The organism is Clostridium sp. 19966, from assembly GCF_032335695.1.
Classification (GTDB): domain Bacteria; phylum Bacillota; class Clostridia; order Clostridiales; family Clostridiaceae; genus JACTOJ01.
The window spans coordinates 122,109-137,701 of the sequence record NZ_JACTOJ010000010.1; the positions used below are offsets into that span (position 1 = coordinate 122,109).

The window sequence follows — 15,593 nt, forward strand, 5'->3', positions numbered from 1 at the left end:
AAATTATTAAGGGATTTCACTTTTTAGTGAATCCCTTAAGTATTAAATTGTGATGGGAGTGAAGAGTATGGCAATTAGTGATATAGATGTTTTGATTGAAGAGAGGGAAAAGTCTATATTTTGTAATCATAAAAATAAAAAAGATAATTTTGAATGTGATAAGGAAAGTGTGTCTGGTACTGTAAGTCAAAGAGCATGTGTATACTGTGGAGCTAGAGTCGTGCTAAATCCCATAACTGATGCCTATCATATAGTTCACGGTCCCATAGGTTGTGCCAGCTACACTTGGGATATAAGAGGAAGTCTTAGCTCAGGAGAAGAGATATATAGAAATAGTTTTTCTACGGATTTAAGAGAAACGGATGTAATCTTCGGAGGAGAAAAGAAGTTAACCAAAGCTATAGCTGAAATTGCAGAAAAATTTAAACCACCAATTATATTTATTTACTGCACCTGCATAGTAGGAGTAATAGGTGATGATGTAGATGAAGTTTGTAGACAGGCTGAAAAAAAATTTGGAATCAGAGTTATACCAGTAAAATCTCCTGGGTTTGCAGGACATAAGTCAATGGGATATAAAGCAGCGTGTAATGCACTTATTAATTTGATGGGAGATAAAAAGGAAAATTTGGAGGTTTCTAATCAAAGCAAGGGGATTACAGTGAATTATTTAGGTGATTTTAATTTATCAGGAGAGGTATGGATAATAAAAAATTATTTAAAAGCTATTGGTGTAGATGTTACTGCAACCATAACTGGTGATGCAAAATATGAAGATTTAATAAAGGCTCCGGAAGCTTCTTTGAATATAGTTCAATGTGCAGGATCTATGACTTATCTAGCTAAGAAGATGGAAGCAAATTATAACATACCTTTTTTAAAAACAAGCTTTTTTGGTTTGGAGGATACCAGAGAATCACTTTTTGCCATAGCTAATTTTTTTCAGGATGAAGAAATAATGAAGAAAGCTAAAGAATTAGTTAAAAAAAATGAGGAAGTTATCAATGAGGAATTAAACTATTACAGAAAAAGACTTAAAGGAAAAAAAGCTGCAATATACGTAGGAGGAGGCTTTAAGGCTATATCCCTAATAAAACAGTTCAGAGATTTAGGAATGGAAACAGTGCTGGTAGGAACTCAAACTGGCAAAAAAGAAGATTATGATGTAATAAGAAACATAACTGTGGAAGGAACTATAATTTTAGATGATACCAACCCTTATGAACTTGAAAAGTTTATGAAGAAAACTAAGGCAGATATACTAGTGGGAGGAGTAAAAGAGAGACCTCTTGCTTATAAATTGGCAGTAGCATTTTGTGATCATAATCATGAAAGAAAACATCCGCTTTGCGGCTTTATTGGAGCTATTAATTTTGCTAAAGAAGTAGATTTAAGTGTCAATAGCAATGTTTGGAATATTATTAAGAAGGAGAGAGGTGAATTATATGAGTAGAAGTTACGTTAATCTTAATGTGAATCCATGCAAAATGTGTATGCCTTTAGGAGGTGTATTGGCATTTAAAGGAATTGAGAGTTCCATGGTTATACTTCACGGTTCCCAAGGGTGCAGCACTTATATTAGAAGACATATGGCTGCTCATTATAATGAACCTGTGGATATCGCATCCTCATCTCTAAATGAACAGGGAACGGTTTATGGCGGCGCAGATAATCTTAAAAAGGGAATTATGAATATGGCCAAACTATATTCTCCAAAGGTTATAGGCGTTTTAACTACATGCTTAGCAGAAACTATAGGGGAAGATACAAAACGAATAATAGAAGAGCTTAAGAAAGAGGAGCCTTGGATTAATAATATTGAAATTGTGGCATCTCCCACTCCAGGATATGGCGGAACACAATATGAAGGATATTTCACTGCCTTAAGAGCTATAGTAGCAAAAGTTACTACAGATTCTAATAAAAATGTATCAAGTTTAAACAATAAAATAAATGTTATATTACCTCCTTTAAGTCCTGGAGATGTAAGAAATATAAAAGAGATTATAGAGGCTTTTACAAATGACTATATTCTTATACCGGATATATCAGAAACCTTGGACGGTCCCTTTGTAAAAGAGTATTCCCGCATACCTGAGGGGGGAACAAAACTTGACCTTATTGCAGAAATGAAAAATTCAAAAGCAACTATAGAAATTTCAAATCCTCTCTCGGATAATATATCACCTGGTGTATTTTTAAAAGAAAAGTATGAAATTCCTCTCTATCAGATAAGTATTCCTACAGGCATAAAAAATTGTGATAAATTTCTAGAGATACTTTCTATGCTGACAGAAATTAAAATTCCAGAAAAGTATTTAAAGGAAAGAGGACGCTTACTAGATGCCATGGTAGATGCACATAAGTATAATGCTGAAGTAAGGGCTATTATATACGGTGAACCTCATTATTGCAGTGCGCTAACAGATGTGGCTTTAGAGAATGGAATGAAGCCATTGGTTGTAGCCAGCGGACAGATTATTGAAATAAAAAAAGAAGACAAATTTTTTACTATAAAAGATGATCCCATAAATAATATGGAGCTTATAAAAAATCAGGATAAACCTCTGCTTATTGATGATACAGATTTTGATACCATTGAAAAGTTAGCAGTAAGCCTTAAGGCAAACATGCTTATAGGTAATTCAGATGGAAGAAGAATAGAAGAAAAACAGGGCGTTTTTTTAGTCAGAGAAGGCTTTCCTATTCATGATAGGTTAGGTGGGCAAAGAAAGAGAATAACGGGATATAATGGCACTATTGAGTTCATTGATGAAACTTCCAATGGTGTATTAGCATATACGGAAAGAACTTATAGAGAAGAAATGTACAATAAATATTATGTGCAGGAGGAAAAGCATATGGAAGAAAATAGTTTTTTTGATAATGAAACCATAAAGAAAAAAACTTTAGAGCATCCCTGTTATAATGGCTGTGCTTCTAACATGGCAAGAATGCATTTGCCAGTAGCCCCCAAATGTAATGTAAGCTGTAATTATTGCAATAGAAAATATGATTGTCCAAATGAGAGCAGACCAGGTGTAACCAGCGAAATATTATCTCCAGAAGAAGCTCTTGAGAAATTTAAAATTGTTAAAGAGAAAGTTCCTAATTTGAAGGTAGTAGGCATAGCCGGACCTGGAGATGCCTTAGCAAATTTTGAAGCAACCAGTAAAACTTTGAAGCTTATAAGACAAGCCGATCCTGATATTACTTTTTGTTTATCAACTAACGGATTGATGCTTCCTTTTTATGCTAATGAAATTATTAAATTAGGTGTAACACATGTAACTGTAACAATAAATTCCTTAGAGCCAGAGATAGTAGGAAAAGTATATAGAGAAATTAATTATCTAGGACAAAGGTACACAGGAAGAGAAGGTGCTGAAATACTAATAAATAATCAGCTTTCAGGTCTTAAATACTTAACTTCTCACGGAATAATATGTAAGGTTAATACGGTGATGGTTAAAGGTATAAATGATGAAAAGATACCAGAGCTGGTAAAGGAACTAAAAAAATATGGTATATATATTAACAATATAATGCAAATGATACCTGCTTCAGGAAGCGTATTTGAAAATATGCCTTTAGTTACGCAAAAAGAACTTAATGATATGAGAAAGAGCTGTGAAGTGGATGTAAAGCAGATGTATCACTGCAGGCAGTGCAGAGCAGATGCTATAGGAACTCTTTCAGAAGACAGATCTATAGAGTTTAGAATTAAATGCGATAAAAGTGAAGGAATTGCAATAGACAACAAGAAAAATATTGAAGAAGATTTGGTGAAAATTGCAATAGTATCTAAAAGTGGTCTTAATATAGATCAACATTTTGGACATGCTGAGGAAGTATATATTTATGTAAGCGGCAGAGAAGGAATAAAATTCCTTGAAAAACGCAGCGTAGAAAAATATTGTACTGGAAAAGAAGAATGTGATGATAAAGAAAAGGTTATGGAAAAAGTTATAGAAATGTTAGGAGACTGTACAGCCTTAATAGCTATGAGAATAGGGGATGCACCTAGAAAAAAATTAGAGGATAAAGGAATAAAAGTTTATCAGATGTATGATACCATTAGCTCTGCAGTTCAAAAGGTTATGTCCTATAAGGCTTAAGGAGGTATGAATAAAGTGCATAATACGGCTATTATAGATAGAACTTTATTGGAACTTTCTAATGCTGATTTAAATATTCCTAATGATGAATTTCTATGGATGGCTGAATGTTTGATAGATATGGGAGCAGATTTTATAGCTGTAAATGCTAAAATTAAAGATAAAATTTGCATGTCATGGAAAAAGTTCAGCACTATAGATTTAACAGAGGAATTTATAACAATTTATAGTGATGAGATAAATAATGAATCTTTAGAGAAAGTAAGAAAATTTGAAAAAACAGAAAAAGTAAATATAGCAGGATTATCTAGCTGTGCTCCTTGGCAATGGGAAAAATACGTAGGCTTACTTAAAAAGTATATTTCTGTTCCAGTTTGTATATGTCCGAGCAATAGAAGTGGAATGGCCTCCTCCACAGCTGTAGAAGCTGCTGCAGCTGGGATAGAATATGTCATCACTTCCTTTGCTGGATATGGTGATAATGGAGGGGGAGCAGCCCTGGAGGAAGTTGTAATGGCATTAAATTTACTATATGGAATTAATAAAAAATTTAACATGGTGAATATTCCTAAATTTATAGAAGTATTTGAATGGGTGACGGGAAGGGAAGTCCCTTCTCAAAAGCCTATTTTAGGAAGAGATATATTTAAATGCGAATCGGGAATACATGGTGATGGCATATTGAAAAAGTCTAGTACCTATGAACCTTATCCTCCAGAACTGGTAGGGCAGAAGCGAGAGTTTGTAATAGGTAAACATTCAGGGAAATCCATGCTGAAGGAAAAGTTAAGAAATCTTCATATAGAATGTAATGATTATGAAATAGCATCATTAATGGATAAAATTAAGGAAAAAAGTATGAATGGTATGCGTATAGATGACAATATGCTAATTAAATTAGTATTATCAAATGTATAAGCATGAAGGGCGGTGTGAAAATGTCATACAAAATAGTAGATACTACCTTGAGGGACGGAGAGCAAAGACCCGGCCTTTCTTTTAATATGAATCAGAAGCTAAATTTAGCTAAATATATTGATAGCTTAGGAGTATATCAAATAGAAGCTGGAGTTCCTGCTATGAAAGGAGAAGAGAAAGAAAGTGTATGGCAGATTTGTCAGCTTGGATTAAACTGTAAAGTGTCTGCATGGAATAGATTAAGTGTAGGAGACATAAAAGAATCTATGGAGTGTGGAGTAGATATAATTCATATTTCGGCACCAGCCTCAAGGATACAAATAAGTAAGAAGCTTAAAAGAGATGAAAATTGGGTATTGGATAAGTTAAAAGAGTGCATATTTTATTGTCTTGAAAGAAACTTTCAGGTTTCTATAGGACTTGAAGATGCCTCTAGGGCTGAAGAAAACTTTTTAATCAGCCTATGTGATCTTGCGAATTCTATGAAAGTAAGACAAATAAGATATGCAGATACCGTAGGGATATTGACTCCTAAAAAAACCTATGAAATCATAAAAGGATTAACAGAAGGTACAAATATAGATCTAGAATTTCATGGACATAATGATTTTGGAATGGCTGAGGCTAATACTTTGGCTTCAATAGCTGCGGGAGCAAAATATGTAGATTGTACTTTAAACGGAATAGGAGAAAGGTCTGGAAATTGCGATTACAACAAATTGATATTAAATATGGATTTGGTATAGCACTTATTATATAATTTATACAATCCTTTATAAACAATATGGTTGTATAAACAAAGGATAAAATCTTTATGTTAGATTAGAGGGTGCTTTTGATTGGAAAATATGAATATAGATACTTTCTCTAAGTTAATATCTGAGAAATATAATATAAGTGGAGAAACTTTAAGAGACTATATATTTGCTAATCTCAGTGTTGGTATATCTAGAAACAAGAGTTTGATTAATGAAATAGAAAAAATATATAAGGCGGATAAAGCAAGATATTATAATGCCATAATAAATTCCAGCAGCTCAAACCATATTATAATGAAGCAAGGGACGCTTTCTCAAGAAATACAAGGAAGAAAAGTGTTAGGCTTGTTTATTGAGGCGGAAAGAGACGGCGATTTAAGAAGCAAGCTCATTAAAATTCTTAGAAGAAATTATAATATAGTATATAATGCGGTAAAGAAAAAAAATAACAAAGAGTTAAAAGACAGATATATAAAGATGGATGAAATTACTCGAAGTATGGAATCTAAATTAGATGCTGCAATCTATTTTTATTTTTCTATTTATTGTTCTCCGGAGGAAGTGGATCAGGGGTACATTGGGGCAATAATTAATGATATTATTAACTTTGAATCTTTAAGTCCCATGAAAATCAGTATAGAAAATGAGTTAAATAGGGACAAAGATAAAATTCAAGAAATAAAAAATATGCTGCAAAAGCATTATGGAAAGTTATCTAGCTATAAGGATGTTTTAAATAGTGAAACAGATTTTATAGAACAAATTGGAGCAGTAATAGAAAACATTTTATTAATAAATAAATTAGATATAAAACATTTGCTTAAAAATTCAGAATATATAGACATAGATAAAATAATACTGGCAGTAGTTAAAAGGGGTTATAGTAAATTAGATTCAAAAGAAATAATGCAGCAAATAGTTATAGGAATCTTTATTCAATCACTATTAAATGAATATAAGGATTGCAGAAACATTTATTTCAGCAATTGCCAGGAAAATTTATATTTGAAGTTAGATTCCTTGGAATATAAAGTTGAAACTATTGCTAATGAGAATTTAGAATTGAAAAACAGTACGCTATTACTAAAAGCTGATAAAGATAATTTTAAAGAAACTTTCAATAATGAAATTAATAAAATAACTAGAGTTCATAAAGCAGAAATAGTGAATATGGAATACAAGATAAAAGAGCTGGAAAAGAAATTAGAAGAAGAAAAAAAATATCGTAATGAATTAAATTCATTACAAGAATACATATTCAGCATTAGTAATGATTATGAGCCTACAGAGTCAGATATATCCTTAGAGAAATTTATTAATAATAAGCAAATATTAATAATTGGCGGACCTAAAGACTGGAGAAGAAAAATTAGAGATAAATATCCTACTCTTAGGACACTAAATGGATTTAATGAAAACTTTGAAATAAGAGTCTTAAATAATGCTGATTGCGTATTTTTTTATACTGGCTTCATGAGCCATTCAACCTATAATAGAGCAATGAATTTTATAAGAGTCCACGAAATTAAATTTGGATATATAGGAAAAACAAATATAGAATTAGTTGAGAGGGAGATAGCCGAGGAATTAATAAATATATACGAAAAAAAGAATAATAATTTTTAAATATGTAAGGGGGCTAATGAATGAACATTGCTGCATTGCTGGATGAAAAGAATAATGCTGTTTCTTTTAACGAAGGAGGCATAATAAAAATATTTTCTAGAGGTATTAGCGGATGGACTGTTATAAAGGAAATTCCATTCAACATTGATAGTTCTCTTAGTTTAAAAGGTATAAGGGACAGCATAAGAGAAATGGTAATTCAGCTAACCGAATGTAAAGTATTTGCGGCAGAGGATGTTACGGGAATACCTTATAATATATTAGAAAGCTTTGGATTTAATATATGGAGAGTTAATGGAGAACCTAAGGATTTTTTGGATTATATTCAAAATAATGAGGAAGAAGCAGAAAGTGAAAAAACAACTGAAAATAAGGATATTCCAGTGCCTGTAGAAACTGATAAAAAGGGTTACTACTGTATAGATTTAAAAAATGTTATGGAGCACAACGAAAAAGTAACTTCTAAACAAGTGCTTTTACCATTCCTAAAAAATTGTGAATTTGAAGAATTAGAGGTTAGCTGTACTCATGTTCCTCCATGGTTTAATGTAGAAGCTAAAAAACTAAATTTTGAATTTCAGAGTTTAGAAATTGGACAAAATCTATTTAAAGTTAAAATTTATCATAAAAAATAAATATCTATGGTATCATATGCAAACAAAAATAAAGGTGCATTCTAAAATTTGCATCTTTATTTTTATTTCCGGTTTAAATTGCTATATAAAACATATTTAAATAGGAAATTTATTAAAATTATAAAATGGATAATTATATTAAAAAATAATAGAAAAATGTTATAAAACAATATATAATTGTATGAAAGTATTATTGTTTTTGATTAAAATATATTAAAACATTAAAAATGCAGGGATGACTGGAAAAATTACTATATATTGGGGGAATAGGATTATGGAAGAAATATTTGATTATGCTATAATAAATGAGAGTATAGCACCTCTAAAAAGCACTTCAGATAATTTTAGCGAAACTACGGATGAACTCATATTTGGAATGATAGTTAAAATACTAAAAAAACAAGAAGAATGGTATTATGTAGAAACAGATTATGATTATTGCGGCTATGTAAATAGAAAATCCCTACTTATAGATAACCAAAGAGCAGGGGAATGGAGGAAAATTGCTAAAGCTCATGTGTATAAATCCTTTGCAGATATAATGGTAAAACCATACTACCAAAGCAATATTTTAAAAACTGTTACCAGAGGAGCAATCTTAAGTGTAACAGGAAAAACTGAAGATAATTGGAAAGAGGTAGAGCTGCCAGATAAAACTAAAGCCTGGATAAAAGCACCTTTCCTAGAAGAGTTTAAAAACTTATCAGTAAAGGAAGATGAAGATAAAATAAGAGAAAATCTTGTTTATATAGCAAAGCAATACTTGGGAGTTCAATACAGATGGGGAGGCAAAACTCCAATGGGGATAGATTGTTCAGGTCTATGCTCTATGGCTTATATGCTTAACGGTATAACAATATATAGGGATGCGGAGCTTAAGGAGAAATACATGAAGTCCATAAGTATAGATAAAATAAAGCCAGGAGACTTGATCTTTTTTCCTGGACACGTGGCAATGTATATTGGAGATAATAGATATATTCATTCTACTGGAAAATCTCATGGTGTAACAATAAATAGTTTAAAAAGCGATGACTTTGATTTTAGGGAAGATTTAATTGACAAAATAACAGCTATTGGAACAATATTTGATTTATGATTTTACAAAAAGTGAGATGAAAACCTCACTTTTTTATTGGAGAATTAACAATGGATAAAATTATTTTATATGTAATAGGTATTTTTTTTATAGTAGGTGCAATTGATTATTTATTAGGGAATAAGCTTAATCTTGGTATAAAATTTGAGGAAGGAATAAAGTCCATGGGTGGACTTGCCATAGGAATGGTTGGAATATATTCCTTAGCTCCAATAATATCAAAATTTTTAATTAAAATTATATATCCTATCAGTAAAGCTGGAGGCTTCGATCCCTCCATATTCCCAGCTTCTTTTTTTGCTGTAGATATGGGCGGATATAACATGTCTCTTCAATTAGCATATTCAAAGCCCATGGCATTATTTTCAGGTATAATAATAGCTTCTACTATGGGGGCTACTTTAAGCTTTTCCATACCTGTGGCTTTAGGTATGATTGGAAAAGAGGATGAAATTTATTTTTCCAAGGGAACCATGGTGGGCATAATAAGTATTCCTGTGGGATGTTTTGCAGCAGGGCTTTTATGCAATCTGAATTTAAAAACATTGTGTTGGAATCTCATACCAATTTTGATTTTTGATATTATCTTAACATTCTTCCTGCTAAAGCTTACAAGCATAACTGTAAAGATATTCGGTTATTTTGGAAGACTGATAATTGTACTTAGTATTTTTGGGCTAGCTGCGGAAGGGGTAAACAGCATATTTGGAATAATGATTTTTAAAGGATTAGCACCTTTATCTGAATCTGCTGTAATTGTTTTAAGAATAGCATTAGTTTTAGCAGGAGCTTATACCATGCTGGAAGTAATAAATAAAATTTTCAAATATAGGCTTGAAGTAATGTCAGAAAGGTTTAAAATTAACTCAGTATCTATTTTATGCCTAATAGGGAATTTAGCTAGTAACTTGTTGGTATTTTCAAATTATAAGGAAATGAATCCAAAGGGAAAACTTATATGTACAGCCTTTGCCATAAGCGGTGCATTTGTATTTGGGGGACAATTAGGCTTTGTATCCGCTGCTGCACCTAATATGATACTGCCTTTTGTTGTTGCCAAGCTATTATCAGGCATTATAAGTATTTTTATGGCTGATGTTTTATATAGATACAATAAAATCTAAAGGAGGAAAACTTATGAAAATAGAAGAAAAACTTTTAAATTTAAGAAAGCTAATGAAAGAAAATGAAATAGATGCTTATATAGTACCAAGTGCTGATTATCATCTTAGTGAATATGTAGCAGAATATTTCAAATGCAGACAGTGGATATCAGGCTTTACTGGCTCCGCTGGCACTGTGGTAGTAACAATGACTCATGCTGGACTATGGACTGATGGTAGATACTACATCCAAGCAGAAAAGCAGCTTAAAGGAACAGAGATAAAGCTTTTTAGAATGGTAGATCCAGGAGTACCGTCGGTTGAAAAGTGGCTAAGTGACACCCTTGAAAAAGGAAGTGTGGTTGGAATAGATGGAAGAGTAGTTTCATTTAAAAACTTAAGGGGGATGAAAAAACAATTTTCCCTAAAAGAAATAAATATAAATATCAATATTGATTTAATATCTAAAATATGGGAAGATAGACCTGCCATACCTGAAGAAAAAGTATTTCTTCATGATGACAAGTATGCGGGTAAAAGCAGGGCAGATAAAATTAATGAAATAAGAAAAGAAATGGATAAGAAAAAAGCAACTCATTACTTAGTGACATCATTAGATGATATAGCTTGGACTCTTAATCTGAGAGGAAATGATGTACCATGCAATCCTGTGTTTTTATCAAATCTATTAATAACTTTGACTGAATGTTACTTATTTGTAGATAAGAAAAAGGTGCAGGAAAACATTGCAGTTGAACTTTTAGAGAGCGGAATTACTATAAAAGACTATGAAGAAACCTTTGCAGTATTAAAGTCACTAACTGAGGATGAAGCGCTATTATTCGATCCTAGCGCTACTAATGCATACCTTATTGGAGCTATAAATGATTCGGTGAAATTGGTTGAAGAAGACAATATCACTACGGCATTAAAAAGTATAAAGAATGATACTGAGATTAAGAATTGGGAAGATTGCCAAGTAAGCGATGGTGTTGCTATGGTGAAATTCATAAAGTGGTTAAAGGATTCAGTAAAAAAAGGAATTGTTACTGAAATCTCAGCATCTGATAAATTAGAAGAATTTAGGGGACAAGGTAATCTATTTGCCGGTATAAGCTTTGATACTATAGCTGGATATAAGGAACATGCAGCAATGATGCATTATAAGGCTACTGAAGAAAGCGATTATACATTAAAAGCAGAAGGATTCTTTTTAGTGGATTCAGGTGGGCAGTATTTTAACGGAACTACAGATATAACAAGAACTTTTGTTTTAGGAGATATTTCAGAAGAAGAGAGAAAAGATTTTACATTGGTATTAAAAGCAAATATTGCTTTAAGTTCAGTAAAGTTCTTATATGGAGCAACAGGATCAAATTTAGATATCATAGCAAGACAGCCTATTTGGAAATATGGATTGGATTATAAATGCGGCACAGGTCATGGGGTAGGCTTCTTCTTAAATGTGCATGAGGGACCTCAAAGGTTAAGCCAAGTACCTAACAGCATTAAATTGGAAAAGGGAATGATATTAACTAATGAACCGGGAATATACAAAGAAGGTAAGCATGGTATAAGAACGGAGAATATGATGGTAGTTGCAGAAGACGAAAAAACCGAATTTGGTCAGTTTATGAGATTTGATATCATTACATATTGTCCAATAGATTTGGAGGGAATCGATCCAGAGATGCTTGCAGAGGAAGAAAAAAAGTGGCTTAATGATTATCATAAGACAGTGTATAAAAAGCTTTATCCATTCTTAAACCAAGAAGAAAAACAATGGCTTAAGTACAATACTAGAGAAATATAAGATATTTAGAGAATAAAAAAGCGATGTGAAATAAAAATCACATCGCTTTTTATTAAATATTAAGCTTTGTTAACTGAACCAAATAGTTCTATTTTTTCTTTAACTGTAGCTTTTATTGCTTCAAAGCCAGGAGCCAAAAGCTTACGAGGATCAAAGCCTTTTCCAGACTGATCTTTTCCAGCTTCGATGTACTTACGTGTAGCTTCAGCAAAGGATAACTGACATTCAGTATTTACATTTATTTTAGCAACTCCTAGAGAGATAGCTTCTTTAATCATATTTGCAGGTATTCCAGTACCGCCATGTAGAACTAAAGGCATGTCTCCAGTAAGCTTCTTTATTTCAGCTAAAGCACCGAAATCTAAGCCTTTCCAGTTTGCTGGATATTTACCATGAATATTGCCTATACCGGCAGCTAACATAGTAACACCTAAATCAGCTATTTGCTTGCATTCTTTAGGATCGGCGATTTCGCCGGCACCTATAACTCCGTCTTCTTCTCCTCCGATAGAACCAACTTCAGCCTCTAAAGAAAGATTTTTTTCATTAGCTACCTTAACTAATTCCTTAGTCTTTTCTATATTTTCAGCTATTGGATAATGTGATCCATCGAACATTATTGATGAGAATCCAGCTTCAATAGCCTTATAAGCTCCTTCATAGCTGCCGTGATCTAAGTGTAAAGCAACAGGAACAGTAATATTTAATTCTCCAATCATTGCTTTTACCATAGCGGTAACAGTTTTGTAGCCACACATATATTTACCTGCACCTTCAGATACACCAAGAATAACAGGTGAATTATTTTCTTGTGCAGTAAGTAAAATAGCTTTAGTCCACTCTAAGTTGTTTATGTTGAATTGACCAACAGCATATTTTCCATCTCTTGCTTTGTTTAACATTTCTTTTGCGGAAACTAACATATATGAACCTCCATTACTATAAATTTAATTTTATGAAAAGAAACACATAATAGTATTCTCTCACAAATAATTTGGAAAATGCAATTATTATATAAAACAGAGAGAATATTTATTTCTTGTTTTTCTCTTCAAGCCATATTATAATCCAAAATTGTTAAAAAGAAAACACAAATTTTATATATACTTTGTAACAGTTAGTAATAACAGAAAAAAACTCCAATAATTTAGGCGAAAAATAAAAGGTTTACAATGTAAAAATTAATCAGTTTTTTATTGGCTATGATGATTTTTGTGGTAAAATTTTATATAATAATTATGTTTAGAGATATAATAATAAGTACTTGCTAACTAGAAATTAGGGTTTCTTTACCGAGAGTCTATGTTAATTTGCATATGAATATTATTTCTTGTATAGTAAATTTGAGGTGAATTAATGAAAGAATTATTAAAAGTAGTAAAAAGAGATTTGAGAAGCATAAGAAAGAATCCCATCGCACTCATAATAATAGCAGGTCTCAGTATTTTGCCTTCGTTATACGCCTGGATAAATATATTAGCTTGTTGGGACCCTTATAAAAATACAGGCACTATACCTGTGGCAGTAGTAAACAATGATAAGGGAACAGAGGTAATGGGAAAAAAATTAAATGCAGGAGAAAATGTTGAGGAAGCTCTTAAAAATAATAAAGCTATCGGATGGAAATTTGTAAATTCCAAAGATGCCGATATGGGAGTAGTAGACGGAACTTATTATGCAATGATAGAAATCCCAGAGGATTTTTCTCAAAATTTAACTAGTTTTATAACAAATAAAACTACAAAACCAGAAGTTGTATATAAGGTAGACACAAAAGCTAATCCTGTAGCAGGAAAAATAACTAATTCAGCTCAAGGAAGCATTGTAAATACCATTACGACTAACTTTGTTGAAACTGTAGATAAGACGCTTATATCCTCTGTGAATGGATATAAAGATCAGATTGAAGGAAATAAAGATAAAATAATTGATCTCAAGCATGGAATTGTAAAATTGAATGACAATATGAATACTATAATGCAGTCGCTTCAATTGGTGGGGGATAAGGCAGATAATTTAAAGGACTTCCTTAAAGTGGTACAATCAGCCTTACCGGAGATAAGCAATACATTTTCTGAAATGCAAAAGGATAGTGAGGATACAAAAGGTTTAATAAATGATACTAGAGATGGAATAAATAAGTCTTATGATAATGTTCAGTATAATTTGAATCAATCACTAGCTACTAATGAAGCTATAATAAAGGATTTAAAAACATTGCAATCAAGCACCACAGATACTCTTAACTCTGAAACTAACGACACGGTATCGAGAATTTATACTGAGATTGATTTTATAAATAGCGCTATAGATTCTGATATTAATTTTCTAGAAACTATTAATCAAACTCAATCAGATCAAAATATCGCTAATATGATAGTTTCTTTAAAGCAAGTGCAGCAGGATCTTGAAAACGAAAAGACTAATATTGATAAAATACAGCAGAGTATAATAAAATCTAATTATGCAAACAAAGATACTGTGAATACTGCATTGGATTTTGCTAGTACAATCGATAAGCAAATTAACGATTCTATAAATCAATATATTAATACTACAAGAGGGCCACTTAATTCTATAGCAAATAATCTTATTAATTCTATAAGTGATTCTGAAACCATGATATCTGAGGCGCAGGCACTTACAGGACAAATAAATAACATGATAAATACAACCACCACTGGCGCAGATCTTGCTTCAGATTTGTCTAAAAAACTTTATCAGGATCTTTCAGCTTATAAGGATATTATAAGCAAATTAAGTGATAAACTGCAAAGTGTTAATGATGAAGATGTGACTAAAATTATAAGCATAATTCAAAATAAACCTGAATTTATGGCAGATTTTTTAACTAATCCCTTTAACCTTAAAACAGTGGATGTGTACAGCATACCAAACTATGGTTCATCTATGACTCCAATTTATTCTAACTTAGCCTTGTGGGTTGGCGCATTGCTTCTTACATCATTATTAAAGACTAAGGTTACTGAAGATTTTGAGGGAAGTGAAAAGCTTACTATAAGACAAAAACATTTTGGTAAAATGCTTACTTTCGTATTTATTGGTATAATCCAAGGGCTGATTGTATCTCTAGGCGATAAATTTCTCTTAGGAGTATATACAGTCAATGCGCCTCTTATGATAATGTTTGCCGTAATGTGTTCTATCACTTATACAATAATAGTATATACTTTGGTTTCGGTTTTCGGTAATTTAGGAAAGGCGTTTTCTATAGTATTTTTAATATTGCAGATTCCAAGTTCTGGAGGAACATATCCAATACAAGTTGATCCTTGGATTTTTAGATTAATACAGCCATTGTGCCCTTTTACTTATGGAGTTGGCGGCTTTAGAGAAGCTATTGCAGGACCTCTTGCTAGCGGAGTGACCTTAGATATAGTATCACTAATTTTATTTTCAGCAATATATATATTGCTTGGATATTTTCTCAAAGGAAAGCTTCATAAGGCTATAGATTCTTTTGAATCTAAATTTAAGAAATCAGGAATTGCTGAATAATATT

Annotated in this window: 11 protein-coding genes; 10 read left to right on the plus strand and 1 reads right to left on the minus strand. The window is 31.8% G+C overall.

Features of this window, described 5'->3' with window-relative positions:
* The first annotated feature begins 67 nt into the window (after positions 1-67).
* The 9 genes from nifE (at position 68) to IAI10_RS12315 (ending at position 12,070) form a co-directional block, all read left to right on the plus strand.
* Entirely contained in the window at positions 68-1,453 is a 1,386-nt protein-coding gene (gene nifE / locus IAI10_RS12275) for a nitrogenase iron-molybdenum cofactor biosynthesis protein NifE (protein WP_315673563.1), read from the plus strand.
* Positions 1,446-4,118: a nitrogenase cofactor biosynthesis protein NifB gene (gene nifB / locus IAI10_RS12280; protein ID WP_315673564.1), complete on the plus strand. Its 2,673-nt coding sequence runs from the start codon at positions 1,446-1,448 to the stop codon at positions 4,116-4,118. Before nifE ends, nifB begins: the two co-directional genes overlap by 8 nt.
* Positions 4,119-4,124: 6 nt before the next feature.
* Positions 4,125-5,036, plus strand: coding sequence for a hypothetical protein (locus tag IAI10_RS12285; protein WP_315673565.1), 912 nt, complete (start codon positions 4,125-4,127; stop codon positions 5,034-5,036).
* Between the two features lie 20 nt (positions 5,037-5,056).
* Positions 5,057-5,782 carry a homocitrate synthase gene (locus IAI10_RS12290; RefSeq protein ID WP_315673566.1) on the plus strand — a complete coding sequence of 242 codons (726 nt, stop codon included), beginning with the start codon at positions 5,057-5,059 and terminating at the stop codon, positions 5,780-5,782.
* Between the two features lie 102 nt (positions 5,783-5,884).
* Positions 5,885-7,420, plus strand: a complete 1,536-nt coding sequence (locus IAI10_RS12295; RefSeq protein ID WP_396334375.1) for a hypothetical protein — start codon at positions 5,885-5,887, stop codon at positions 7,418-7,420.
* A 20-nt stretch (positions 7,421-7,440) separates the two neighbouring features.
* Positions 7,441-8,055: a Fe-only nitrogenase accessory protein AnfO gene (anfO, locus tag IAI10_RS12300; protein ID WP_315673568.1), complete on the plus strand. Its 615-nt coding sequence runs from the start codon at positions 7,441-7,443 to the stop codon at positions 8,053-8,055.
* A 274-nt stretch (positions 8,056-8,329) separates the two neighbouring features.
* Positions 8,330-9,154, plus strand: coding sequence for an NlpC/P60 family protein (locus IAI10_RS12305; RefSeq protein WP_315673569.1), 825 nt, complete (start codon positions 8,330-8,332; stop codon positions 9,152-9,154).
* Positions 9,155-9,204: 50 nt separating this feature from the next.
* Positions 9,205-10,278 carry an ethanolamine utilization protein EutH gene (gene eutH, locus IAI10_RS12310; RefSeq protein WP_315673570.1) on the plus strand — a complete coding sequence of 358 codons (1,074 nt, stop codon included), beginning with the start codon at positions 9,205-9,207 and terminating at the stop codon, positions 10,276-10,278.
* Between the two features lie 13 nt (positions 10,279-10,291).
* Complete coding sequence (locus IAI10_RS12315; RefSeq protein ID WP_315673571.1) at positions 10,292-12,070, plus strand: aminopeptidase P family protein; 1,779 nt, start codon at positions 10,292-10,294, stop codon at positions 12,068-12,070.
* Positions 12,071-12,129: 59 nt separating this feature from the next.
* On the opposite strand, the gene fba is transcribed toward IAI10_RS12315, so the two are convergent.
* Positions 12,130-12,993, minus strand: coding sequence for a class II fructose-1,6-bisphosphate aldolase (gene fba, locus IAI10_RS12320; RefSeq protein ID WP_315673572.1), 864 nt, complete (start codon positions 12,991-12,993; stop codon positions 12,130-12,132).
* A 433-nt stretch (positions 12,994-13,426) separates the two neighbouring features.
* Between fba and IAI10_RS12325 the strand changes: the two genes are divergently transcribed.
* Positions 13,427-15,589: a YhgE/Pip domain-containing protein gene (locus tag IAI10_RS12325; RefSeq protein ID WP_315673573.1), complete on the plus strand. Its 2,163-nt coding sequence runs from the start codon at positions 13,427-13,429 to the stop codon at positions 15,587-15,589.
* The last annotated feature ends 4 nt before the right edge of the window (positions 15,590-15,593 follow it).

What these genes read in the sequence shown, in the direction of transcription:
- nifE (WP_315673563.1), top strand. Translation starts at nt 68, where the DNA reads ATGGCAATTAGTGATATAGATGTTTTGATTGAAGAGAGGGAAAAGTCT.
- nifB (WP_315673564.1), top strand. Translation starts at nt 1,446, where the DNA reads ATGAGTAGAAGTTACGTTAATCTTAATGTGAATCCATGCAAAATGTGT.
- IAI10_RS12285 (WP_315673565.1), top strand. Translation starts at nt 4,125, where the DNA reads ATGAATAAAGTGCATAATACGGCTATTATAGATAGAACTTTATTGGAA.
- IAI10_RS12290 (WP_315673566.1), top strand. Translation starts at nt 5,057, where the DNA reads ATGTCATACAAAATAGTAGATACTACCTTGAGGGACGGAGAGCAAAGA.
- IAI10_RS12295 (WP_396334375.1), top strand. Translation starts at nt 5,885, where the DNA reads ATGAATATAGATACTTTCTCTAAGTTAATATCTGAGAAATATAATATA.
- anfO (WP_315673568.1), top strand. Translation starts at nt 7,441, where the DNA reads ATGAACATTGCTGCATTGCTGGATGAAAAGAATAATGCTGTTTCTTTT.
- IAI10_RS12305 (WP_315673569.1), top strand. Translation starts at nt 8,330, where the DNA reads ATGGAAGAAATATTTGATTATGCTATAATAAATGAGAGTATAGCACCT.
- eutH (WP_315673570.1), top strand. Translation starts at nt 9,205, where the DNA reads ATGGATAAAATTATTTTATATGTAATAGGTATTTTTTTTATAGTAGGT.
- IAI10_RS12315 (WP_315673571.1), top strand. Translation starts at nt 10,292, where the DNA reads ATGAAAATAGAAGAAAAACTTTTAAATTTAAGAAAGCTAATGAAAGAA.
- fba (WP_315673572.1), bottom strand. Translation starts at nt 12,993, where the DNA reads ATGTTAGTTTCCGCAAAAGAAATGTTAAACAAAGCAAGAGATGGAAAA.
- IAI10_RS12325 (WP_315673573.1), top strand. Translation starts at nt 13,427, where the DNA reads ATGAAAGAATTATTAAAAGTAGTAAAAAGAGATTTGAGAAGCATAAGA.